This is a genomic window from Streptomyces carminius (assembly GCF_002794255.1).
GTDB classification, from domain to species: Bacteria; Actinomycetota; Actinomycetes; order Streptomycetales; family Streptomycetaceae; genus Streptomyces; species Streptomyces carminius.
The window spans coordinates 64,278-84,586 of record NZ_PGGW01000071.1; the positions used below are offsets into that span (position 1 = coordinate 64,278).

The following is a 20,309-nucleotide window of genomic DNA, read 5'->3' on the forward strand; positions in this document are numbered from 1 at the left end:
AGCCAAGCGCAGCGAGGAACGAGCGGAGCGCAGCGCTGAGGAACGTCGGCACCGGACCAGAGCTCCCGGAGGCGAGCCGAACACAAAAAGAGCGCGACCGTCCGTGGCTCATGCGGACGTACGCCGGGCACTCCACCGCCGAGGCGTCCAACGAGCTGTACCGGCGCAACCTCGCCAAGGGCCAGACCGGGCTGTCGGTCGCCTTCGACCTGCCCACCCAGACCGGCTACGACCCCGACCACGTCCTCGCCCGCGGCGAGGTCGGCCGGGTCGGGGTCCCGGTCAGCCACCTGGGTGACATGCGGCGGCTGTTCCAGGACATCCCCCTGGAGCGCACGAACACCTCGATGACCATCAACGCCACCGCCATGTGGCTGCTGGCGCTGTACCAGGTGGTCGCCGAGGAGCAGGGGCTGGACCGGGAGGCCGTCTCCCGGCTGTCGGGGACGACGCAGAACGACATCGTCAAGGAGTACCTCTCGCGCGGGACGCACGTCTTCCCGCCGGGCCCCTCCCTGCGGCTGACCACCGACCTGATCGCCTACACCGTGGCCCACCTGCCGAAGTGGAACCCGATCAACATCTGCAGCTACCACTTGCAGGAGGCCGGGGCCACCCCGGTGCAGGAGATCGCGTACGCCATGTCCACGGCCGTCGCGGTCCTGGACGCGGTGCGCGACTCCGGGCAGGTCCCGGCCGGGCGGATGGGCGACGTCGTCGGGCGGATCTCGTTCTTCGTCAACGCGGGCGTCCGCTTCGTCGAGGAGATGTGCAAGATGCGGGCCTTCACCCGCGTCTGGGACCGGATCACCCGCGAGCGCTACGGCATCGAGGACCCCCGGCACCGGCGCTTCCGGTACGGCGTCCAGGTGAACTCCCTGGGGCTGACGGAGGCGCAGCCGGAGAACAACGTCCAGCGGATCGTGCTGGAGATGCTGGCCGTCACGCTCTCCAAGGACGCCCGCGCCCGCGCGGTCCAGTTGCCGGCCTGGAACGAGGCGCTCGGCCTGCCCCGCCCCTGGGACCAGCAGTGGTCGCTGCGCATCCAGCAGGTCCTCGCCCACGAGTCCGACCTGCTGGAGTACGAAGACCTGTTCGCCGGGTCGCACGTGGTGGAGGCCAGGACCGCCGAGCTGGCCGAGGCCGCCTGGGCCGAGATCGGGCGCGTCCAGGAGATGGGCGGCGCCATGGCCGCCGTGGAGTCCGGTTACCTCAAGGCGCGGCTGGTGGCCGCGCACGCCGAGCGGCGGGCCCGGATCGAGTCCGGCGAGGAGAAGGTCGTCGGGGTCAACTGCTTCGAGTCCACCGAGCCCAGCCCGCTCACCGCCGATCTGGACACGGCCGTCCTGACCGTGGACCCGGCCGTGGAGCGGAACGTGGTCGCCGCCCTGCGGCGGTGGCGCGGGGACCGGGACGAGGACCGGGCCCGGCGGGCGCTCGACGGGCTGAGGCGGACCGCCGCCGGGGACGGCAACCTGATGCCGGCCACCCTGGAGTGCGCCCGGGCCGGGGTGACCACCGGGGAGTGGGCCGGAGCGCTGCGGGAGGTCTTCGGCGAGTACCGGGCCCCCACCGGGGTGAGTTCGGCCCCCCTGGCCACCCCCGCCGAGGCGGGCTCCGCGCTGGCCGCGGTACGCGCCAAGGTGTCCGCCACCGCCGCCGACCTGGGGGCGGGCAGACTGCGGCTGCTGGTCGGCAAGCCCGGTCTGGACGGGCACAGCAACGGCGCCGAGCAGATCGCCGTACGGGCCCGCGACGCGGGCTTCGAGGTGGTCTACCAGGGCATCCGGCTGACCCCGGAGCAGATCGTCGCGGCGGCCGTCGCCGAGGACGTGCACTGCGTGGGGCTGTCGATCCTCTCCGGCTCGCACGCCGAGCTGGTGCCCGACGTACTGGACCGGCTGCGCCACGCGGGCGCCGGCGACGTCCCGGTCGTCGTCGGCGGCATCATCCCGCGCGCCGACGCCGAGGCGCTGCGCGCCGCCGGAGTGGCCGCGGTCTTCACCCCGAAGGACTTCGGCATCACGGAGATCATCGGCCGTATCGTCGACGAGATCCGCACCGCGAACAAGCTCGATCCCCTGGAGGTCCCCGCATGACCGCCCCCGACACCACACCCGGCAGCGCGTCCGACGACACGTCCGGCAGCGCTTCCGCTCCTGTGAACCGGCTGCGGCCGCGCCGTTCCTGCCTGGCCGTGCCAGGCAGCAATCCGCGCTTCCTGGAGAAGGCCCAGGGCCTGCCGGCCGACCAGGTCTTCCTGGACCTGGAGGACGCCTGCGCGCCACTGGCCAAGCCCGAGGCCCGGCACACGATCGTGAAGTTCCTCAACGAGGGCGACTGGACGGGCAAGACGCGGGTCGTGCGGGTGAACGACTGGACCACCCACTGGACCTACCGCGACGTGGTCACGGTCGTCGAGGGCGCGGGGCCCAACCTGGACTGCATCATGCTGCCGAAGGTGCAGGACGCCGCCCAGATCACCGCGCTGGACCTGCTGCTGACCCAGATCGAGAAGACGATGGGCTTCACGGTCGGCCGTATCGGCATCGAGGCGCAGATCGAGAACGCCAGGGGCCTGGTGAACGTCGACGCGATCGCGGCGGCCTCGCCCCGGGTGGAGACCATCATCTTCGGCCCGGCCGACTTCATGGCCTCCATCAACATGAAGTCCCTGGTCGTGGGCGAACAGCCGCCCGGCTACCCGGCCGACGCCTACCACTACATCCTGATGCGCATCCTGATGGCCGCCCGGACCCACAACCTCCAGGCCATCGACGGCCCCTACCTGCAGATCAGGAACGTGGACGGCTTCCGCGCCGTCGCCGGGCGGGCCGCGGCGCTGGGCTTCGACGGCAAGTGGGTGCTGCACCCGGGCCAGGTCGAGGCCGCCAACGAGCTCTTCTCCCCCTCCCAGGAGGACTACGACCACGCCGAGCTGATCCTCGACGCGTACGAGTACTTCACCTCCGAGGCGGGCGGGAAGAAGGGCTCGGCCATGCTCGGCGACGAGATGATCGACGAGGCCAGCCGCAAGATGGCACTGGTCGTCGCGGGCAAGGGCCGGGCCGCCGGCCTGGAGCGGACCTCGAAGTTCGAGCCGCCGGCCGCCTGAGCGGTCCGGCCGGGACCGGCCGCCCCGGACGCGCCGGACGGGCGGCCCGGCCACGCCGGACAGACGGCCCGGCCCGGGCCCGCGCTCCGGCGCCGCCCTGAGCGCCCCGGAGGCGCCGGGCAGGCAGCCCGGCAGCCCGGCCGGCGGCCGTACCACCCGCCGGGACGGCGAGGCGCGTACCGGACCGTGCCACAGCCCCACCCCCCCCCCCGGCCCGCAGGGCCCAACTCCACCGGCCCGCAGGGCCGTAACCCACCGGAGAGTCACACCATGCAGTTCGGCCGCACCTACGAGGAGTTCGAGATCGGTGCCGTCTACAAGCACTGGCCCGGCAAGACGGTCACCGAGTACGACGACCACCTCTTCTGCCTGCTGACCATGAACCACCACCCGCTCCACCTGGACGCGAACTACGCCGGGCGGACGACCGACTTCGGCCGGAACGTGGTGGTCGGCAACTACGTCTACTCACTGCTGCTGGGCATGTCCGTGCCGGACGTCTCCGGCAAGGCGATCGCCAACCTGGAGATCGAGTCGCTGCGGCACGTGGCCCCCACCTTCCACGGCGACACGGTCTACGGCGAGACCACCGTCCTGGACAAGACGCCGTCCCGCTCCAAGCCCGACCGCGGCATCGTCCACGTCGAGACGAAGGGCTACAAGCAGGACGGCACGCTGGTGTGCGTCTTCCGCCGCAAGGTGATGGTGCCCACCGCCGAGTACACCGAGGCGCGCGGCGGGGAGCAGCCCGGCCGTCCCGAACTCCGCGAACCCGGGCGGAACCCCGGCGGGTCCGGCGCCGGCGGGGCCGGGACCGACGGAAAGAAGAGTGAGTGACATGGGGCGCCTGGCACAGACCGAGGGGCTGACCGACGTCCAGCGGGAGATCGTCTCCACCGTCCGCGACTTCGTCGACAAGGAGATCCTCCCGGTCGCCACCGAGCTGGAGCACCGGGACGAGTACCCGACGCGGATCGTGGAGGGCCTGACGGAGCTGGGCCTGTTCGGCCTGATGATCCCCGAGGAGTACGGCGGCCTGGGCGAGTCGCTGCTCACCTACGCGCTGTGCGTCGAGGAGATCGCCCGCGGCTGGATGAGCGTCTCCGGCATCATCAACACCCACTTCATCGTCGCGTACATGCTCAAACAGCACGGCACCGACGAGCAGCGGGAGTACTTCCTGCCCCGGATGGCGGCCGGCGAGATCCGCGGCGCCTTCTCGATGTCCGAGCCGGGGCTGGGCTCGGACGTGTCGGCGATCACCACCAAGGGGGTGCGCGACGGCGACGGGTACGTGCTCACCGGCCAGAAGATGTGGCTCACCAACGGCGGTACGTCCTCGCTGGTCGCGGTGCTGTGCCGGACCGACGAGGGCCACCCGGCCGACGCCCCGCCGCACCGGTCGATGACCACCTTCCTGGTCGAGAAGGAGCCGGGCTTCGGCGAGGTCAAACCGGGTCTGACGATCCCCGGCAAGATCGACAAGATGGGCTACAAGGGCGTCGACACCACCGAGATGATCCTGGACGGCCTGCGCGTCCCGGCCGACCGGGTGCTCGGCGGCACCACCGGCCGCGGCTTCTACCAGATGATGGACGGCGTCGAGGTCGGCCGGGTGAACGTGGCCGCGCGCGGCTGCGGTGTCGCCCAGCGCGCCTTCGAGCTGGGCATCTCCTACGCCCAGCAGCGGCACACCTTCGGCAGGCCGATCGCCCAGCACCAGGCGATCCAGTTCAAGCTGGCCGAGATGGCCACCAAGGTGGAGGCCGCGCACGCCCTGATGGTCGGCGCCGCGCGGAAGAAGGACTCCGGGCAGCGCAACGACCTGGAGGCGGGCATGGCCAAATACCTCGCCTCGGAGTACTGCAAGGAGGTGGTGGAGGACGCGTTCCGGATCCACGGCGGTTACGGTTTCTCCAAGGAGTACGAGATCGAACGGCTCTACCGGGAGGCCCCGATGCTCCTGATCGGTGAGGGCACCGCCGAGATCCAGAAAATGATCGTGGGACGTCGGCTTCTGGAGGAATACCGCCTCCAGGGGTAAGGTTCCTTCTTCGGGGTGTTTTTCCACAAAGGGGACACCACCCCGGCAGGGGGCCTTCCGGGGGCTCCCGATCCGGACCGGCTCACTGGCTTGCCCAGTTGCCACCGGTAACCGATAGCATCCCGGGAAAGCCGCCGTCCCCCGCGTATACGCGGCACCCCTCCGCTACGAAGGTCTTCCATGCCCCACAGCCCATCCTCTGCACCACGCGGCCGAATCCGTCTCGCGCGCGGAGCATCGCCGTGGCTCCTCCCGACCGTGGCCACCGCCGCCCTCACCCTGGCCCGCGCCAGGCGTTCGAGAGGCGCGGCGGTGGCCGCCGTGCCCGTCACCGCCCTCGCGGCGGGCATGCTGTGGTTCTTCCGCGATCCCGAGCGCGAGACCGCACAGGGCCGTGTCATCTCCCCGGCCGACGGCGTGGTGCAGAGCATCATGCCCTGGAAGGACGGACGCACCCGCGTCGCGATCTTCATGAGCCCGCTGAACGTCCACGTCAACCGCGCCCCGCTGGCGGGCACGGTGACGTCGGTCGAGCACGTCCCCGGTGGCTTCGTTCCCGCCTTCAACAAGGAGAGCGAGAACAACGAGCGGGTCGTCTGGCACTTCGACACCGAACTGGGCGACATCGAGATGGTCCAGATCGCCGGTGCCGTGGCACGGCGGATCGTGCCGTACGCCGAGGAGGGCGCGAAGGTCGAGCAGGGCGAGCGGATCGGTCTGATCCGCTTCGGTTCCCGGGTGGACCTCTACCTCCCGCAGGGCGTCGAGGTCGCCGTCGAGGTCGGCCAGCCCACCACCGCGGGGGTGACTCGTCTTGACCGTGATTGATTCCGGCAACCGCGCCTGGGTGCCCGAGGCGGAGATCGCCGACGACAACGACGAGATGGGCGACATGCCGCTGTCGATGCGGCTGTCGATAGCCGACACCCTCACCCTCGGCAACGCCACCTGCGGCTTCCTGGCCGTCTACTTCACCACCACCGGCGTGCTGATCCCGCATCTGACCGGCAGTGAGGTCGGCGGCATGGCGCGGCACAGCGCCGCCACCGCGGTGATGCTGATGCTGCTGGCGTCGGTGTTCGACCTGTTCGACGGGCTGGTGGCGCGCAAGCTGCGCAGCTCGGCGATGGGCGCGGAGCTGGACAACCTCTCCGACCTGATCAGCTTCGGGCTGGCGCCCGCGTACTTCGTGCTGGTGTGGGGGATGGTCGCCAACGACGCGCACCAGGGGGTCTCGGCACTCGCCGGGATCGTGGTGGTGCTGGCGGTGGTGCTGCGGCTCGCCCGGTTCTCCTGCGTCACCCTGCCCGACGGGGTGTTCCAGGGCATGCCCAGTCCCTTCGGGGCGCTGACGGTCGTCTCCATCGTGCTGCTGGAGCTGCCCTTCGTCCCGACGCTCCTGGCGATCGTCGGAGTGGCCTGGCTGATGGTCAGCCGGGTGGAGTACCCCAAGCCGCGCGGTCTGCTGGCCGTGGCGATGCTGGGCTGGATCGTGCTGAGCATGGGCCTGCTGACGGCCTGGGCGTTCGACGCCCCGGGCGGTGAGCTGCTGCTGCAGACCGGCTGCGCGCTGCAGTTGGTGCTGGGCGCGGTGATTCCGCTGTTCGCCACGGCGCGGCGGGTCAACGCCTTCCGCGACAACCGGCGCGAGGCGCGGGCGGCGGCGAAGGCGTAGCCGGCGGGGCCGCCGGCGCAGGACGGTTCGTCAACCGGGGCGCCGGGGAGACCAGTTGGTCTCCCCGGCGCCCCGGACGCATGTGTCCGCCTGCCCCGCTACCCCGCCCGGCGCGTGTCACACCCCCGACCGCCGCGCCGGGCAGGCGGCCGGGGCCGCGACGTGGAGCGGCCCGGAGAAGCTCAGAGAGGCTCAGAGCGGCTCAGAGGTGTTCGGCCGCCAGGCGCTCGGCGACCCGCTCCAGCAGCGGGCCGGCCCGCTCCATGCAGACGGCCGGGTCCGGCTCCAGATCGGTGAGCGGGTACGCCGCCCCGATCCCGGCGGCCCGCAGCTCCCCGGCGCCGAGGACCAGCCGGCCGCACACCGCGACCACCGGGCGGCCCGCCCGGCGGGCGGCGGCGGCCACCCCGGCGGGGGCCTTGCCGCGCAGGGTCTGGGAGTCCAGCGATCCCTCGCCGGTGATCACCAGATCGGCCCGCTCCAGGGCGTCCGCGAAGCCCAGCACCTCCAGCAGCACCTCGATGCCGGGCCGGAAGACCGCGTCCAGCGCGGCCAGCGCCCCGTAGCCCACCCCGCCCGCGGCGCCCGCGCCGGGCCACCGGGCGGCCTCGGCGGCCCGGTGGCCCAGGGACTGGGCCAGCACCCGGGCGTAGTGGGCGAGCGCGGTGTCCAGGAGCTCGACGTCGGCGGCGCTCGCGCCCTTCTGCGGGCCGTAGACGGCCGCGGCGCCCGTCTCCCCGGTGAGCGGGTTGTCGACGTCGCCGGCGAGGACGATCCGGGTGTCCCGCAGCCGTGGGTCCAGCCCCGTCAGATCGGCCGTCGCCAGCCCGCGCAGCGGGCCGCCGCCGGGGCCGAGCGGTCGCCCGTCGCGGTCGAGGAGACGGGCGCCCAGCGCGGTGAGCATGCCCGCGCCGCCGTCGGTCGTCGCCGAACCGCCGACTCCCAGGACGACGGTGCGCGCTCCCGCGTCCATGGCCGCCAGCAGCAGCTCGCCGGTGCCGTAGGTGGTGGCCGACAGCGGGGCGAAGACCCCTGCGGGCAGCTTCCGCAGCCCGGAGGCCTCGGCCAGCTCCACCACCGCGGTGCCGTCCCGCAGCGCGTACGAGGCGGTGACCGCCTTGCCGAGCGGCCCGGTGACCGCTGTCTGACGGAGCGTGAAGCCGCCCGCGACCGCGGCGGCGACGGTGCCGTCGCCGCCGTCCGCGACCGGCAGCGCCTCGACGGCCACCCCCGGGCGGACCCGGCGGATACCGGCCGCGACATGCCCGGCGACCTCCACCGCGTCGAGGGAGCCCTTGAACTTGTCCGCGGCGATCAGCACGCGTCCCGTCTGGGTGTGTGTTCCGTCCACGTCGTCTCTCTCGTCCTCGCACCGGCTGTCGCCGTACCCGGGTACCCGGCACTCTAGAGGGTGCCCCCGCTCTCCCGGCGGGTCCGCGCCGTCCGGCACCCGCGGTCACCGCGCCGCCGGGGCCTGCCGGGCACGCCCCGGTGCGAGGCCGTCCCCCACCGCGCGCGTACCGGTCCCCGGGGATGGCGGCATGGCAGCACCTTCCGGCAGCGGTCCCGGGGAGGTTGTGCCCGAGCCGTCCCGGGTCGCCGGGGCGGGGAGTCGCGATCCGGTGCGCCTTCCCCGTCACCGCACCCGCCCGGGGCTACGGCCGACGCAGGCGGGCGCCCCTGCCCGACGCGGTTCCGGTGCCGACGGGGTGACGGGGTGACGGGCCGGCGAACGGAACCGGAACCGGAGCCGGAAACACTTCCACCACCCACTCGGCGCGTCGCCAACGGGCCGGAGAAGATCACACCATAGTGGGATGGCATGAGCAGCGAAGTGACCACCTCCGCCCGGGGACCGGAGCCCGAACCGGACCCGGGGACCACCCGTACGGACCCGCCGCCGGACATTCCCCTGATCGCCGTCGGTGTGGCGATGGTGCTGGCCGTGGTCGGCTGGGCCGCCATCGGCACGGACTCCTTCTCCGCCGCCTCCGGCGAGGCGCTCGACTGGGTGCTGGGCAACTTCGGCTGGCTGTTCACCCTGGCCGCCAACCTCTTCCTGGTGATGTGCGCGGTGTTCGCGCTCAGCCGCTTCGGCCGGATCCGGCTGGGGGCCGACACGGACAAGCCGGAGTTCACCAACCTGGCGTGGATCGCGATGATGTTCAGCGCGGGCATGGGCATCGGGCTGATGTTCTACGGGGTCGGCGAGCCGCTGACGTACTACGCCGACCCGCCGCCGTTCGCGGACGTCGAGAGCGGCACCGGCGGCGCCGAGCGCACCGCGCTGGAGTACTCCTTCTTCCACTGGGCGCTGCACCCCTGGGCGATCTACGGCGTCGCCGGGCTGGGGCTGGCGTACGCGACCTTCCGCAAGGGACGCGGCAACCGCATCAGCTCCGTCTTCGTGCCGCTCCTCGGCGAGCGACGCGCGAACGGCCGGCCGGGCCGGGCCATCGACCTGCTGGCCGTCCTCGCCACCGTCTTCGGCACGGCCACCAGTCTGGGGCTGGGCGCCCTCCAGGTGGCCAGGGGCCTCGAGTTGACAGTGGGCTGGGAAGCCACCAGGGAGCTGGAGCTGCTGGTCATCGCGGTGCTGTCGGCCGCGTTCGTGCTCTCGGCCTTCTCCGGCCTGCACCGGGGCATCAAGTGGCTGAGCAACACCAACGTCGTGCTCGTGGCGCTGCTGATGCTGTTCGTCTTCCTGCTCGGCCCGACGGTGTTCGTCCTGGACGCGATTCCGGCCGGAGTCGGCGCCTACCTCCAGGACCTGGTGGTGCTCTCCTCACGGACCGGCGCCTTCGGGAACAAGGAGTGGCTGGGCACCTGGACGATCTTCTACTGGGCCTGGTGGCTGTCGTGGGCGCCGTTCGTGGGCACCTTCATCGCGCGCATCTCCCGGGGCCGCACCGTCCGCGAGTTCCTCGCCGGCGTGCTGCTGGTGCCCAGCGGGGCGACCGTCGTCTGGTTCAGCGTGATGGGCGGCAGCGCCATGCGGATGGACGCCACCGGTGAGGCCGAACTGGCCGGGCGGCTGGATGAGGGGGTGGAGTCGGCGCTGTTCGGGCTGCTGGACGCGCTGCCGCTGAGCACGGTCACCTCCGTGGTCGCGATGGTCCTGGTGATGACCTACTTCGTCACCAGCGCCGACTCCGCCTCCCTGGTGATGGGCTCGCTGACCTCCGGCGGCGCCCTGCACCCGCGCAACTGGCTGGTCGTCACCTGGGGTGTGCTGATGGCGTCGGTGGCCGCCGTACTGCTGCTGGCCGGCGGGCTGACGGGTCTGCAGACCGGGACGATCCTGGTGGCGCTGCCGTTCACGCTGGTGATGATCGCGCTGTGCTGGGCACTGCTGCGGGAACTGCGCACGGACCCCGGTGCCGGGCCGCCGCGCCGCCAGCCGGCGCACGGGATGCGCGACGCGGTGCGGCGGATGGTCGGCGAGGCCATGGAGGAGCACACCGCCCGCCGCCACCGGGAGGAGCAGCGGTGAGGCGGCGCGGCGGCGCCCGCGGACGGTGAGGTCCGCGGGCGCCGCCCGGCCGCGGTGGGGTCAGGGGACGTACGTGCGGCCCCGGATCAGGATGAACGCCACGACGGCCGCGCTCAGGGCGAACAGGATCGCCGCGCCGGTCCACTGCATGGCCGCCATCTGCGAGTGGGGCAGGTAGTCGACCGCCCAGCCCACCACCTCGTTCTTCTCCAGGCAGGCCTGGCTCCCCCGCTCGGTTTCCAGGGTGCAGGTGCTCCAGCCCAGGGTCTCCCCGGAGGCGGTGAGGTAGGACTGGTCGAGTTCGTGGGCGCCCGTGGGGAGTTCGGGGAAGGGCGCCTCCTCCCCGACCCCCTGCTCGGTGGTGACCCGGACCGGGCTGCCCAACTCGAGCCGGAGTCTGCTCCACACCGCCGTGAGCCCCAGACAGAACCCGAAGGTGACGACCATCGACGCCAGGACACGGCGCACCAGCAGGCCGATCGCCGCGCCCGTCACCGTCGTGAACAGGGTGAGACCCACCAGGACGGGACCGCTGGTGTCGAAGTACAGCGGGGAGGTCCAGTCGATGACGGCGGACTCCTTCTCCACCGGGGAGAGCCACCAGCCGTACAAGGACGAGAGCACCGCGGCCGCCGCCACGACCGCGGCCCCGGTCATGGCGAGCTTCGTCACCAGCCAGCGCGTGCGGCCGGCGGACTGTGAGAGGACCAGCTTGGCGGTGCCGCTCTCCAGGTCCCCGGCGAACAGCGGCGCGCCCAGGAAGACGCCGGTCAGCAGGTGGGCGACGGCGAGCGCGAAGCCCGTCTGGTCCAGCGGGCCGCCGTCGAACTCCTCGAACCACACCTTCTCGAGCTCGCCGGGCCAGCCGAAGCCCTGGAGCTGGTCCACCACTTGTCCGCGCTGGTGGACCATCCAGGCGGCGCCCACCGCGGTGAGGGTGAGAACGGTCCAGAAGGCGGCCCGGTGCCGGCGCCACACCAGCCAGGTCATGCCGCGCAGCCGCGGGCCGCGGCGGGACGCGGCGGCCGGTGCGGCCGGGGGCTGGGTCAGGGCGCTCATGCCGCGGTCCTCCGCAGGTGGTGGGGGTCGCTGCCCGGGTCGTCGAGCCGGGAGTCCGGGCTGATCATCGGGGGTGCCCCGGGAGTACGCAGATAGGCGAGCAGCAGCTCCTCCATGTTCGGCTCGGCCGTCTGCCAGGCGCCCTGGACCGGGCCGTGGGGACGGACCAGGGCACTGATCTGCCGCCCGACGGTGCGGGACTCGACGACGGTGTGGCGGGCGAGCTCCGGCGGCAGCGCGCCGCCGGTGCCGACCCCGGTGACCAGGGTGTGCGCGGAGAGCAGCTCGTCCACCTCGCCCGCCAGCCGCAGTCCGCCCGCGGCGACGACGAGGAGGTAGTCGCACACCTCCTCCAGCTCGGTGAGCATGTGGGAGGACATCAGCACGGTGGTGCCGTGCTCGGTGGCCTCGGCCAGCAGGGTGCCCATCAGCTCGCGGCGCACCAGCGGGTCGAGGTCGGACATCGGCTCGTCGAGCATGAGCAGCCCGGGCCGCTTGCCGAAGGCGAGGGCGAAGGCCACCCGGGTGCGCTGGCCGCCGGAGAGGGTGCCCGTCCTGGCGTGGAGGGGGATGCCGCCGGCCCGGACGATGTCCTCGGCCGCCCGCTGGTCCCAGTGCGGGTTCAGCTCCCGGCCCAGCCGCAGGGTCTCGGCCACGGTGAAGCGCCTGAACAGCGGCTTCTCCTGGGAGAGGAAGGAGACCCGGTGGTCGGCCTCCGGCGAGCCCGGTCCCGCGCCGAACACCCGGATGCTCCCGGTGCTCGGCTCCAGCAGGCCCGCCGCCATGCCCATCAGGGTGGTCTTGCCGGCGCCGTTGGGACCCACCAGCCCGCATATCCGGCCCGCGGGCAGCCGGAAGGAGCAGTCCCGCAGCGCCCAGCCCCGGCGGTACTTCCTGCCCAGTCCGCGGGCCTCGATCGCGGACGCGGGGGGTCGGGCCCCGTGCCCCGTGCCGTCACTCATCCGTTCTCCTCACTCCGTGCTCTCGATGCGCTCGGTGTTCTCGATGCGCCGGCGCGCCCGGCGCCCCCCGGGGCCGCGCCCCGGCGGCGTACCGCTCCTCCAGCACCGACGCGACCAGGGCGGCCACGTCCTCACGCTCCAGGCCCGCCTCGTGGGCCCGGTCCGTCCATGCCTCCAGTTCCGCCCGCAGCGGGGAGTCCGCCGCCGCCTGGGGGCGGGCCAGCGAGCGCCGCACGAAGGTGCCCAGGCCCGGTCTCGGTTCGACCAGGCCCTCCCGTTCCAGCTCGCGGTACGCCTTGAGCGTGGTGTTCGGGTTGACCGCGCAGGACTCCGCCACCTCCCGGGCGGTCGGCAGCCGGTCACCCGGGGCCAGGATTCCCAGCCTGAGGGCCTGCCCGACCTGCTGGACGATCTGCTGGTAGGCGGCAGTCCCGTTCCGTCTGTCAATCCGGAACTCCACACCATCACCTATTTAGCTAGTTGAGTAGTGGAATAATGAAGGGCGGGCCGGGAAGCTGTCAAACACCCAGCCCGGCAGTGGAGTCGGCGACTCCCCGAGAACAGGCGGGACCCCGCCCACCGCACTCGCGGGCCGGCGGGCCGCCCACACGGGCCGCGAACACGAGAAAGGCGTCCGGCCGTGTTCCGCCCCGGCGGGGCGGAACACGGCCGGACACCGCCCGGTCCGCGCGGACCGGCTACCCCTCCTGGATCCTGGGCTCCCCGTCGACCTCCCGCAGCCGCCCGGACACCTCCCCCGTACGCATCTCCGTACGGTGGCCGCGGGCGATGTAGTCGCGGACGACCGCCTCGACCGCGTCCTGCGGATTGCTGATCCCGGCCAGCACCATGACCTCGACGACCAGTTCCGCGTCGAGCACTACCTGCACCTTCGCCACGTCGGCACCTTCCCCTTCGTCAACCAAGGTTGACACTTGCGCACTGTCAACGTAAATTGACACACATGGCCGGATCAGAGGCAAGAGAGGCGGTCGACACCGCCGAGGCCGCCATGGACCGCGACCCCCGAGTGGGCCTGCGGGCCGTCGCCGCACTGCGGCGGCTGGTGGAGCGGCTGGAAGCGCTGCAGGTGGACAACGCGCGCCGGCAGGGCTGGTCCTGGGAGGAGATCGGGGCCGCCTTGGGCGTGAGCAGGCAGGCCGTGCACAAGAAACACGCGAGGAGGTAGACGGGAATGTTCGAAAGGTTCACCCGCGAGGCCCGTGCGGCGGTCGTGGGAGCGCAGGAGGAGGCCCGCGAACTCGGGCACGGCTGGATCGGCACCGAGCATCTGCTGCTCGCCGTGCTGCGGCGGCCGGACGAGCCGGGCGCGGCGACACTGGCCCGGCTGGGCCTGGACTCCGAGGCGGTACGGGCGGCCTCGGAACGGCTCACGGACCGCGGCGGGGACGGGGTCGACGAGACCGACGCGGAGGTGCTGCGGGCTCTGGGCATCGACCTGGCGGAGGTACGGCGCCGCGCCGAGGAGACCTTCGGCCCCGGGGCACTGGACCGGCTCACCGAGCCGCCGGACGAGCGCGGCGGGCCGCGTTCGGTCCTGCCGTTCCGGCGCGGCGGCCGGAACCGGCGGCACCGGCGGCACCTCCGGTTCACCCCGCAGGCCAGGAAGTCGCTGGAGCTGTCCCTGCGCGAGGCGCTCGCGCTGAAGGACAACCACATCGGCGTGGAGCACCTGGTACTGGGGGTGCTGCGCTCCGGCGACCGGCTCGTCGGCGAGCTGTTCGCCCGGCTGGGCCTGGACCCGAAGACCGTGCGGGCCCGGGTGATCGCCGAGCTGCGCCGCGCGGCGTAGCGGCCCCGGCGCCGGAGCGGCCGGCTCCGCGGCAGCGCGGGGCCGGCCCCGGCGCGGACGGCGGCCCCGGCCCGGGCCCGGGCGCGGACGGCCCCGCGCTACCGCGCGGCGCGCAGCCGCCGCCAGACCGCCTTCGCCGCGTTGTGCCCGGACATGCCGTGCACCCCGGGCCCCGGCCAGGTGGCCGAGGAGCACAGGTGGACGGCCGGGTGCCGGGTGGCGTACGGGACGCGGGCGAGCTTCGGCCGCAGCAGGGTCTGCAGACCGGTGAAGGCGCCGCAGGCGATGTCGCCGCCGACGTAGTTGGCGTTGCGGGTGGCAAGCTCGGGCGGGCCCGCGGTGGCACGGGCCAGCACCAGGTCCCGGAAACCGGGCGCGAAGCGCTCGATCTGCCGCTCGATCGCCTCGGTGGCGTCCCCGTTCCAGCCCCGCGGCACATGGCCGTACGCCCAGAACACGTGCTTGCCCTCCGGCGCCCGGCCCGGATCCAGCAGGGTGGGCTGGGAGGTGATCAGGAAGGGCGGGTCGGGCTGCCGGCTCTCGATGGCGGCGGCGCGCAGCGCACCGGCGACCTCGGCGCTGGACGGGCCCAGATGGACGGTACCGGCCCGGCGGGCGTCCTCGGAGGTCCAGGGGACCGGTCCGGACAGGGCGTAGTCGATCTTGAAAGTCCCGGCGCCGTACCGGAAGTTCCGGTAGAAGTCGCCCAGTCCGGCGATCCGGGCCAGCGCGGTGGGCGAGGTGTCGAAGACGTAGGCGCGGGCGGGCGGCAGCTCGTCCAGCCGCTTCACCTCCACCCCGGTGTGGATCTCGCCGCCCAGGTCGCGCAGGTAGGCGGCGAGCGCGTCGGAGAGCGACTGGGAGCCGCCGCGCGGCACCGGCCAGCCCACCTCGTGCGCGGCCAGCGCGAAGACCAGGGCGATACCGCCGGTGGCGGGCGAGGTGGTGGGACCGATGGCGTGGGCGGCCAGCCCGAACAGCAGCGCGCGGGCGGTGTCGTCGCGGAAGCGGCGCCCCAGCCAGTCCACCGGCTGCAGCCCCAGCGCCCCGAAGCGGGCCAGGGTGACCGGATCGCGCGGCAGCCCGTCCCACGGCACCTTGAAGAAGTCCGGGACCAGGGTGTCCCAGCGGCCCAGGAAGGGCGCCATCATCCGGCGGTACGTCCCCGCGTCGCGCGGCCCGAAGGAGGCGGCCGTCTCGGCCGGGGAGCGGGCCAGCACCCCGGCGGTGCCGTCCGGGAAGGGATGCGCCAGGGGCAGCTCGGGATGCAGCCACTGAAGCCCGTAGCGCTCCACCAGGGGCATCGCCGAGAAGGCGGGCGAGCCGACACCCAGGGGATGGACGGCCGAGCAGGGGTCGTGGCGGAAGCCGGGAAGGGTCAGTTCCTCGGTGCGCGCCCCTCCCCCGACCGTCTCCATCGCCTCGAACAGCTCGACGGAGAAACCCCGTCTGGCCAGCTCGACGGCGGCGGTCAGCCCGTTCGGCCCGGCACCCACCACGACCACGTCACGCATCGACGGCACGTTCGGTTCTCTCCCCTCGGCCCTGAGGTCAGCCGGCATGGGCCAGCAGGGAGAGGATACGACGCACCGTCACCGCGTCCCGGGCCGCGGTGAACGGCAGCGCGTTGCCGCCCGCGAGGCGGAACGGCTCCCCCGTCAGGGTGGCGTGGCCGCCGCCCGCCTCGGCCACCAGCAGCAGACCGGCCGCGTGGTCCCAGGCGCTCTCCCAGGAGAACGCCACCGCGTCCAGGGTGCCGCGCGCCACGTTCAGGTACTCCAGCCCCGCCGAGCCGCACGGCCGGGGCTTGACCCCCTCCGCGCGCAGCCCGAGCAGGGCGTGCTTCTGGGCGTCGGTGGTGAAGTCCGGGTGCGAGTGGGCGACCTCCAGCGCCTCGTCCGGTCCCGGGCCGCCGGAGCGCAGCGCCTCGCCGTTCAGGTACGCTCCCCCGCCGCGCCGGGCGACGGCCATCTCCCCCAGGGCGGGGGCGTACGTCCAGGAGGCCAGCACCTCGCCGCCGTGGGCGAGGGCCACCAGGGTGCAGAAGCCCGGGTCGCCGTGGACGAACTGCCGGGTGCCGTCCACCGGATCCACGATCCACACCGGGCCGTCGCCGCGCAGCACCTGGTAGGTGGCCGGGTTGGCGTGCACCGCCTCCTCGCCGACGACCGCCGAGCCGGGCAGCAGCGCGGTCAGGGCGGTGGTCAGCCGCTCCTCGGCCCGGTGGTCGGCGACGGTGACCAGGTCGTGCGGACCGGTCTTCCGGGTGACCTCGTGATCGGCCAGCCGCCGCCAGCGGGGCAGGACCTCCTCGTCCGCCGTCTCGCGGACCACCGCCTCGACCGAGGACACCAGCTCATCAGTGATCATCCCCCCATGGAAGCACGTCCGGCGGTGTTCCCGCCGGGCGGCGGGAGAACGGCAGGAGGACCGCGGGAGGCCGGGAGGCGGCACCCCGGAGCGAAACGGGACGGAACCGCCGCACAACCGGACGATGCGGCGGACAGCCCGCGAAGCGGGACGCCCCGACCGCTTAGGCTCGAAGGCATGAGCACCGAGGACATCCGGGGCGCCGGCGGCGGGAGCGGCCCGGGCGGCCACAGGCCCCTGGTGGCCATCCTCAGCGGCGCCGGCATCTCCACCGACTCCGGGATCCCCGACTACCGCGGGCCGAACGGCCTGTGGCGGACGGACCCGGACGCCGAGAAGCTCGTCACCTACTCGTACTACATGGCGGACCCGGAGATCCGCCGCCGCTCCTGGCGGCTGCGGCTCACCGGTCCGGCGCTGCGGGCCAGGCCCAACGCCGGGCACGAGGCGGTGGTGCGGCTGGAGCGCGCCGGGGTTCCGGTGCGGGTGATCACGCAGAACGTGGACGGGCTGCACCAGCTGGCCGGGCTGCCCGAGCGGAAGGTGCTGGAGCTGCACGGCACCGCGCGGACCGTGGTGTGCACCCGTTGCCGGGCGCGCTCGGAGATGGAGAAGGCCCTGGAGCGGGTGCGGGCCGGGGTGGCGGATCCGGAGTGCCTGCGCTGCGGCGGCATCCTGAAGCCGGCCACCGTGATGTTCGGGGAGGCACTGGACCCGGCGGTGCTGGCGGAGGCGCTGGGCACCGCCAGGGCGTGCGAGGTCTTCCTCGCGGTCGGCACCAGCCTCCAGGTGGAGCCCGCCGCCTCGCTGGCCCGCGTCGCGGCCGAGCACGGCGCGCGGCTGGTGATCGTCAACGCCGACCCCACCCCGTACGACGCCCTGGCCGACCGGGTGGTCCGCGAGCCGATCGGGCGGTCGCTGCCCGTGCTGCTGGCGGAGTTCACGCGGAGCTGAGCGGGACCGCGCGGGCACGGGACCCGGGGCACGGTCGCGGTGGCCGCGGACCGGGAGGGGCCCGTACCGGCCCCCGCGCCACCTGCCGCTCCCCCGGGAGGACACCGACTCGTCGGCGGCCCGGACGGCGGCCCACATGCTTCCGGAGGCGAGCAGCCGGTTCTCGTGAGCCGCTCCCGGCCGACCGGGTGCCGGGCAGCCACGCCCCGGATGCGACCGCGGGCCCGCCCGTACGACTCGGCGGACCGGGACGGCGCCGGCTCCTCGGAGTTCGGCCGACGGCCCGGGCACCGGCCGGACGCGGGGCCGGGCACGCCCCCTCGGACCGGGGCGGGGCCACCCCGCCGGACCCGTCAGGACCCCGCCGGGTACCCGCGGGCCAGCAATCCCTCGACATCGCGCCGGCGGCGGTCGGACACCCGGGCCGCCGCCGCGAGCAGTAAGGGGGTCAGCACGGCCGGGTCGCCGGACACGACCTCGGCCGCCTCCTCGGGCCGCCGGGCCCGCACCAGGGCCGACAGCAGTTCGAGGGCCTCGGTACGGCGGCCCGCCGCCGCCAGGGCGAGCGCGGTGGCGGCCACCTCGCCGGCCGGCCTGGCGGCCGACTGCCGCAGCGTCCGCAGGCACTCCTCCTGCCGCCCGGCCGCGGTCAGCGCGTCGGCGGCGGCGGCGAGCCGGGCGGGCGGCAGCGCGGCCACCTCCCACAGCACGGTGGCGACATCGGCGGCCCGTCCGGTGTCCTCCAGCCGTCCGGCCAGCACCGGCAGCAGGCCGGCGGGACGGTGCGCGGCCTCGCACAGCGCGATGTGCTCCTCTCCGGTACGGCCCAGGGCCCGCAGTCCGGCCAGCCGGGCGACGATCTCGTCGCACTCCCGCCGGATCCGGGCCTCCCGGGCGGCCGTCTCGGCACGCTCCTCCCGGTGCGCGTCCGCGTCGTCCCGCGCCCCGGCGAACCGGGCACCGCGCGGCCGGGCGGGAGCGGGCGGGGCCACGGGAGGGAGTACGGCGGCCGGTTCCTCCGGGGACTCCTCCGGGGAGGCGGCCTCCAACCCCGCGAACCGGGCGCCGCGCAGCCGGGGCCGTACGGGCTCGGACGGCGCGGACGGCACGGACGGCACGAGCGGCACGGACGGCGGCTCCGCGGCCGGGGCGCCGGGTTCCGGAGTGACCGGTTCCGGCGCGGGGTGTACGGGCTCCCGCCCGGAGCCGGGCTCCCGCGCGGGTTCCGGCGCGGCCTCCAGGGCCGCCAGCCGGTCACTCAGCTCCTGGCAGCGGGCGGTGGCGCGGGCCCGGTCGTCGCGCGCCCAGGCGAGATCCGCCGCCGGCCGGCCGGTACCCGCCGGGTGGCCGCCCGCCGCCTGCGCCCGGGCCAGCGCCTGCTCCCGGCGGACCGCCCGCCACCGCTCGTGCCGCAGCGCCGCCAGCCGTTCCCTCAGCTCCCCCGGATCACCGGCGGCCCGGTCCCGGGCGAGGACCGCCGCCCGGTGCAGCGCGCGCAGCCGGGCGGCCCGGGGGCCTGCCCGCCGGGGGCCGTGGTACGTCGCGAAGTCGTCCAGCAGGGACGCGACCACGTCCCAGGGCGGTGTCCGGTGACCCGCCAGGCAGGCGGCCAGCCCGTCGGGGTCCCGGCGGCCGAAGACCCCGTACCAGCCCGCCTCCGGGTCGAGGGCGCCGGCGAGTTCACCCAGCGCGGCCGCGAACGCGACGGCCTCGGGAACCCGGGGGCCCTCCCGGGAGCGGGACACGGCCCGGACACCGGCGGTGCCCGCGACATCGAGGACACCGTCGGCCTGTTGCGTCATCGGCATGGCGGACATGCCACACCCGGAATGTTTCGGTCAGGGTGACCGCCGTGCTACGAACAGTTTTCGCCCGCCCTTCCTCATCCGCTTCCCGCCCGCTTCCCGCCCGCTTCCCGCCGTTTTCCTCGTGCCCGCGGTCTTCGCCCCGGTACCGCCGGAAGGAGTCCTTCCGCCGGTCCGCGGCCCTCGAACCCACCGCGTGCGCGGCGCTACGCTTCCGCCCCATGAACGACAACCTGCGCGAGATCGTGCTGGGCGTACTCGCGGCCGGCCTCACCACGTCGCTCGGCTGGTTCGGCCGCACCTACCTGTGGCGCCGCGGGCTCCGCCGCAAGCAGCGCTTCTTCGGGCTGCCGGAGCACTCCGAGTGCCTGCTGGTGGTCGGCCGCAAGGCCGCCACGGGCGAGGGCGCCGTCTCCCGCGACGACGTGTTCGCCCTGCTGGAGCTGTCCGCCCTGATCAAGGACTGCGGCGCCAACGCGCAGGTGATATCCCACGAGGCGGCCCGTCAGGGGTTCGGTGAACGGACCGAGTTCTGCATCGGCGGGCCGGCGGCGAACCGGCGGACGGCCGCGCACCTCCACTCCCTGCTGCCGGGGGTGCGGGTCAACACCGATCCCGAACCGGGCCCGGACCAGGCGGCGTTCACCATCGGCAGCGAGCGCTACCGGATGGCGAAGGGCTCGGTGGAGTACGTCCTCCTCGCCCGGCTCACCGCGGGCGAGGGCTCCCATCCGGTGTTCGTCCTGTGCGGCCAGCGGGCCGTCACCAACCAGGCCGCCGCCCGCCATCTCGCCCGCCACCACCGGGAGCTGGCCCGCAGGCACGGCCGGAACGGCGACTTCTGCCTGCTGCTGAAGGTGATCAACTCCCAGGCGTACGGCCCCGATGTCGTCGAGCTGGTCTCGGACGTCACCCAGGCGGCCACCAGCCCGCCGCCCACTCCCGTCCCCTCGCCCGCTCCCGCGTCCGGCGGCCGCAGGCAGCACCGGGCACAGGGCTGATCACCGACTGAACCGATC

General features: G+C 73.9%; 19 protein-coding genes. 11 read left to right on the forward strand and 8 right to left on the reverse strand.

Going from position 1 to position 20,309, the window contains the following annotated elements; genetic code table 11:
* Positions 1–35: 35 nt before the first annotated feature.
* The 6 genes from CUT44_RS31415 to pssA all read left to right on the forward strand — a co-directional run bounded on the left by CUT44_RS31415 (position 36) and on the right by pssA (position 6,834).
* Positions 36–2,099: a protein meaA gene (locus CUT44_RS31415; RefSeq protein ID WP_269846261.1), complete on the forward strand. Its 2,064-nt coding sequence runs from the start codon at positions 36–38 to the stop codon at positions 2,097–2,099.
* Positions 2,096–3,115 (forward strand): HpcH/HpaI aldolase/citrate lyase family protein, encoded by a 1,020-nt coding sequence (locus CUT44_RS31420; protein WP_233221804.1) that lies wholly within the window; start codon positions 2,096–2,098, stop codon positions 3,113–3,115. The genes CUT44_RS31415 and CUT44_RS31420 overlap by 4 nt, the downstream gene beginning before the upstream one ends.
* A 270-nt stretch (positions 3,116–3,385) precedes the next feature.
* Complete coding sequence (locus tag CUT44_RS31425) at positions 3,386–3,952, forward strand: MaoC family dehydratase (RefSeq protein ID WP_100205404.1); 567 nt, start codon at positions 3,386–3,388, stop codon at positions 3,950–3,952.
* Between the two features lies 1 nt (position 3,953).
* Positions 3,954–5,159, forward strand: coding sequence for an acyl-CoA dehydrogenase family protein (locus CUT44_RS31430; protein WP_100205405.1), 1,206 nt, complete (start codon positions 3,954–3,956; stop codon positions 5,157–5,159).
* Between the two features lie 180 nt (positions 5,160–5,339).
* Entirely contained in the window at positions 5,340–5,987 is a 648-nt protein-coding gene (locus CUT44_RS31435; protein ID WP_100205406.1) for a phosphatidylserine decarboxylase, read from the forward strand.
* A 19-nt stretch (positions 5,988–6,006) separates the two neighbouring features.
* Positions 6,007–6,834, forward strand: coding sequence for a CDP-diacylglycerol--serine O-phosphatidyltransferase (gene pssA / locus CUT44_RS31440; RefSeq protein ID WP_408646835.1), 828 nt, complete (start codon positions 6,007–6,009; stop codon positions 6,832–6,834).
* Positions 6,835–7,036: 202 nt separating this feature from the next.
* On the opposite strand, the gene CUT44_RS31445 is transcribed toward pssA, so the two are convergent.
* A complete protein-coding gene (locus CUT44_RS31445) occupies positions 7,037–8,185 on the reverse strand; it encodes a glycerate kinase (RefSeq protein WP_233221805.1) in 1,149 nt (382 codons plus the stop codon).
* 471 nt (positions 8,186–8,656) lie between these two features.
* Here CUT44_RS31445 and CUT44_RS31450 point away from each other — a divergent pair, with 471 nt between their 5' ends.
* A complete protein-coding gene (locus CUT44_RS31450) occupies positions 8,657–10,327 on the forward strand; it encodes a BCCT family transporter (protein ID WP_100205407.1) in 1,671 nt (556 codons plus the stop codon).
* Between the two features lie 60 nt (positions 10,328–10,387).
* Here the strand turns inward: CUT44_RS31450 and CUT44_RS31455 are convergent, their stop codons facing one another.
* From CUT44_RS31455 to CUT44_RS31470, 4 genes are all read right to left on the reverse strand, one after another.
* Positions 10,388–11,386 (reverse strand): ABC transporter permease, encoded by a 999-nt coding sequence (locus CUT44_RS31455; RefSeq protein ID WP_100205408.1) that lies wholly within the window; start codon positions 11,384–11,386, stop codon positions 10,388–10,390.
* Positions 11,383–12,348, reverse strand: coding sequence for an ABC transporter ATP-binding protein (locus CUT44_RS31460; RefSeq protein WP_100205409.1), 966 nt, complete (start codon positions 12,346–12,348; stop codon positions 11,383–11,385). The genes CUT44_RS31455 and CUT44_RS31460 overlap by 4 nt, the downstream gene beginning before the upstream one ends.
* Positions 12,341–12,808 (reverse strand): GntR family transcriptional regulator, encoded by a 468-nt coding sequence (locus CUT44_RS31465; RefSeq protein ID WP_233221806.1) that lies wholly within the window; start codon positions 12,806–12,808, stop codon positions 12,341–12,343. Before CUT44_RS31465 ends, CUT44_RS31460 begins: the two co-directional genes overlap by 8 nt.
* Before the next feature lie 238 nt (positions 12,809–13,046).
* Positions 13,047–13,247: a type II toxin-antitoxin system VapB family antitoxin gene (locus CUT44_RS31470; RefSeq protein WP_100205411.1), complete on the reverse strand. Its 201-nt coding sequence runs from the start codon at positions 13,245–13,247 to the stop codon at positions 13,047–13,049.
* A gap of 65 nt (positions 13,248–13,312) precedes the next feature.
* Between CUT44_RS31470 and CUT44_RS31475 the strand changes: the two genes are divergently transcribed.
* Both CUT44_RS31475 and CUT44_RS35005 read left to right on the forward strand, forming a co-directional pair.
* Positions 13,313–13,537: a hypothetical protein gene (locus CUT44_RS31475; RefSeq protein WP_100205412.1), complete on the forward strand. Its 225-nt coding sequence runs from the start codon at positions 13,313–13,315 to the stop codon at positions 13,535–13,537.
* Positions 13,538–13,543: 6 nt separating this feature from the next.
* Entirely contained in the window at positions 13,544–14,161 is a 618-nt protein-coding gene (locus CUT44_RS35005; protein ID WP_100205413.1) for a Clp protease N-terminal domain-containing protein, read from the forward strand.
* 98 nt (positions 14,162–14,259) lie between these two features.
* Here CUT44_RS35005 and CUT44_RS31485 read toward each other — a convergent pair whose 3' ends face one another.
* Positions 14,260–15,684 (reverse strand): phytoene desaturase family protein, encoded by a 1,425-nt coding sequence (locus CUT44_RS31485; RefSeq protein ID WP_100205414.1) that lies wholly within the window; start codon positions 15,682–15,684, stop codon positions 14,260–14,262.
* Positions 15,685–15,712: 28 nt separating this feature from the next.
* On the reverse strand, positions 15,713–16,531 hold the full coding sequence (locus CUT44_RS31490) for an inositol monophosphatase family protein (protein WP_100205415.1): 819 nt from the start codon (positions 16,529–16,531) through the stop codon (positions 15,713–15,715).
* A 177-nt stretch (positions 16,532–16,708) separates the two neighbouring features.
* Between CUT44_RS31490 and CUT44_RS31495 the strand changes: the two genes are divergently transcribed.
* The gene (locus CUT44_RS31495; protein WP_100205416.1) at positions 16,709–17,485 is read left to right on the forward strand and encodes an SIR2 family NAD-dependent protein deacylase; all 777 of its coding nucleotides are present in this window, start codon (positions 16,709–16,711) and stop codon (positions 17,483–17,485) included.
* Between the two features lie 353 nt (positions 17,486–17,838).
* Here the strand turns inward: CUT44_RS31495 and CUT44_RS33335 are convergent, their stop codons facing one another.
* Entirely contained in the window at positions 17,839–19,293 is a 1,455-nt protein-coding gene (locus tag CUT44_RS33335; protein WP_158239698.1) for a hypothetical protein, read from the reverse strand.
* Positions 19,294–19,511: 218 nt separating this feature from the next.
* Between CUT44_RS33335 and CUT44_RS31505 the strand changes: the two genes are divergently transcribed.
* Positions 19,512–20,291, forward strand: coding sequence for a hypothetical protein (locus CUT44_RS31505; protein ID WP_100205417.1), 780 nt, complete (start codon positions 19,512–19,514; stop codon positions 20,289–20,291).
* Positions 20,292–20,309 lie beyond the last annotated feature (18 nt).

Bases quoted from the DNA above. Each gene is read 5' to 3' on its own strand.
- CUT44_RS35005 (WP_100205413.1), top strand. From the start codon at position 13,544: ATGTTCGAAAGGTTCACCCGCGAGGCCCGTGCGGCGGTCGTGGGAGCG.
- CUT44_RS31495 (WP_100205416.1), top strand. From the start codon at position 16,709: ATGAGCACCGAGGACATCCGGGGCGCCGGCGGCGGGAGCGGCCCGGGC.
- CUT44_RS31425 (WP_100205404.1), top strand. From the start codon at position 3,386: ATGCAGTTCGGCCGCACCTACGAGGAGTTCGAGATCGGTGCCGTCTAC.
- CUT44_RS33335 (WP_158239698.1), bottom strand. From the start codon at position 19,293: ATGCCGATGACGCAACAGGCCGACGGTGTCCTCGATGTCGCGGGCACC.
- CUT44_RS31490 (WP_100205415.1), bottom strand. From the start codon at position 16,531: ATGATCACTGATGAGCTGGTGTCCTCGGTCGAGGCGGTGGTCCGCGAG.
- CUT44_RS31475 (WP_100205412.1), top strand. From the start codon at position 13,313: ATGGCCGGATCAGAGGCAAGAGAGGCGGTCGACACCGCCGAGGCCGCC.
- CUT44_RS31420 (WP_233221804.1), top strand. From the start codon at position 2,096: ATGACCGCCCCCGACACCACACCCGGCAGCGCGTCCGACGACACGTCC.
- CUT44_RS31455 (WP_100205408.1), bottom strand. From the start codon at position 11,386: ATGAGCGCCCTGACCCAGCCCCCGGCCGCACCGGCCGCCGCGTCCCGC.
- CUT44_RS31460 (WP_100205409.1), bottom strand. From the start codon at position 12,348: ATGAGTGACGGCACGGGGCACGGGGCCCGACCCCCCGCGTCCGCGATC.
- CUT44_RS31435 (WP_100205406.1), top strand. From the start codon at position 5,340: ATGCCCCACAGCCCATCCTCTGCACCACGCGGCCGAATCCGTCTCGCG.
- CUT44_RS31505 (WP_100205417.1), top strand. From the start codon at position 19,512: ATGAACGACAACCTGCGCGAGATCGTGCTGGGCGTACTCGCGGCCGGC.
- CUT44_RS31450 (WP_100205407.1), top strand. From the start codon at position 8,657: ATGAGCAGCGAAGTGACCACCTCCGCCCGGGGACCGGAGCCCGAACCG.
- CUT44_RS31430 (WP_100205405.1), top strand. From the start codon at position 3,954: ATGGGGCGCCTGGCACAGACCGAGGGGCTGACCGACGTCCAGCGGGAG.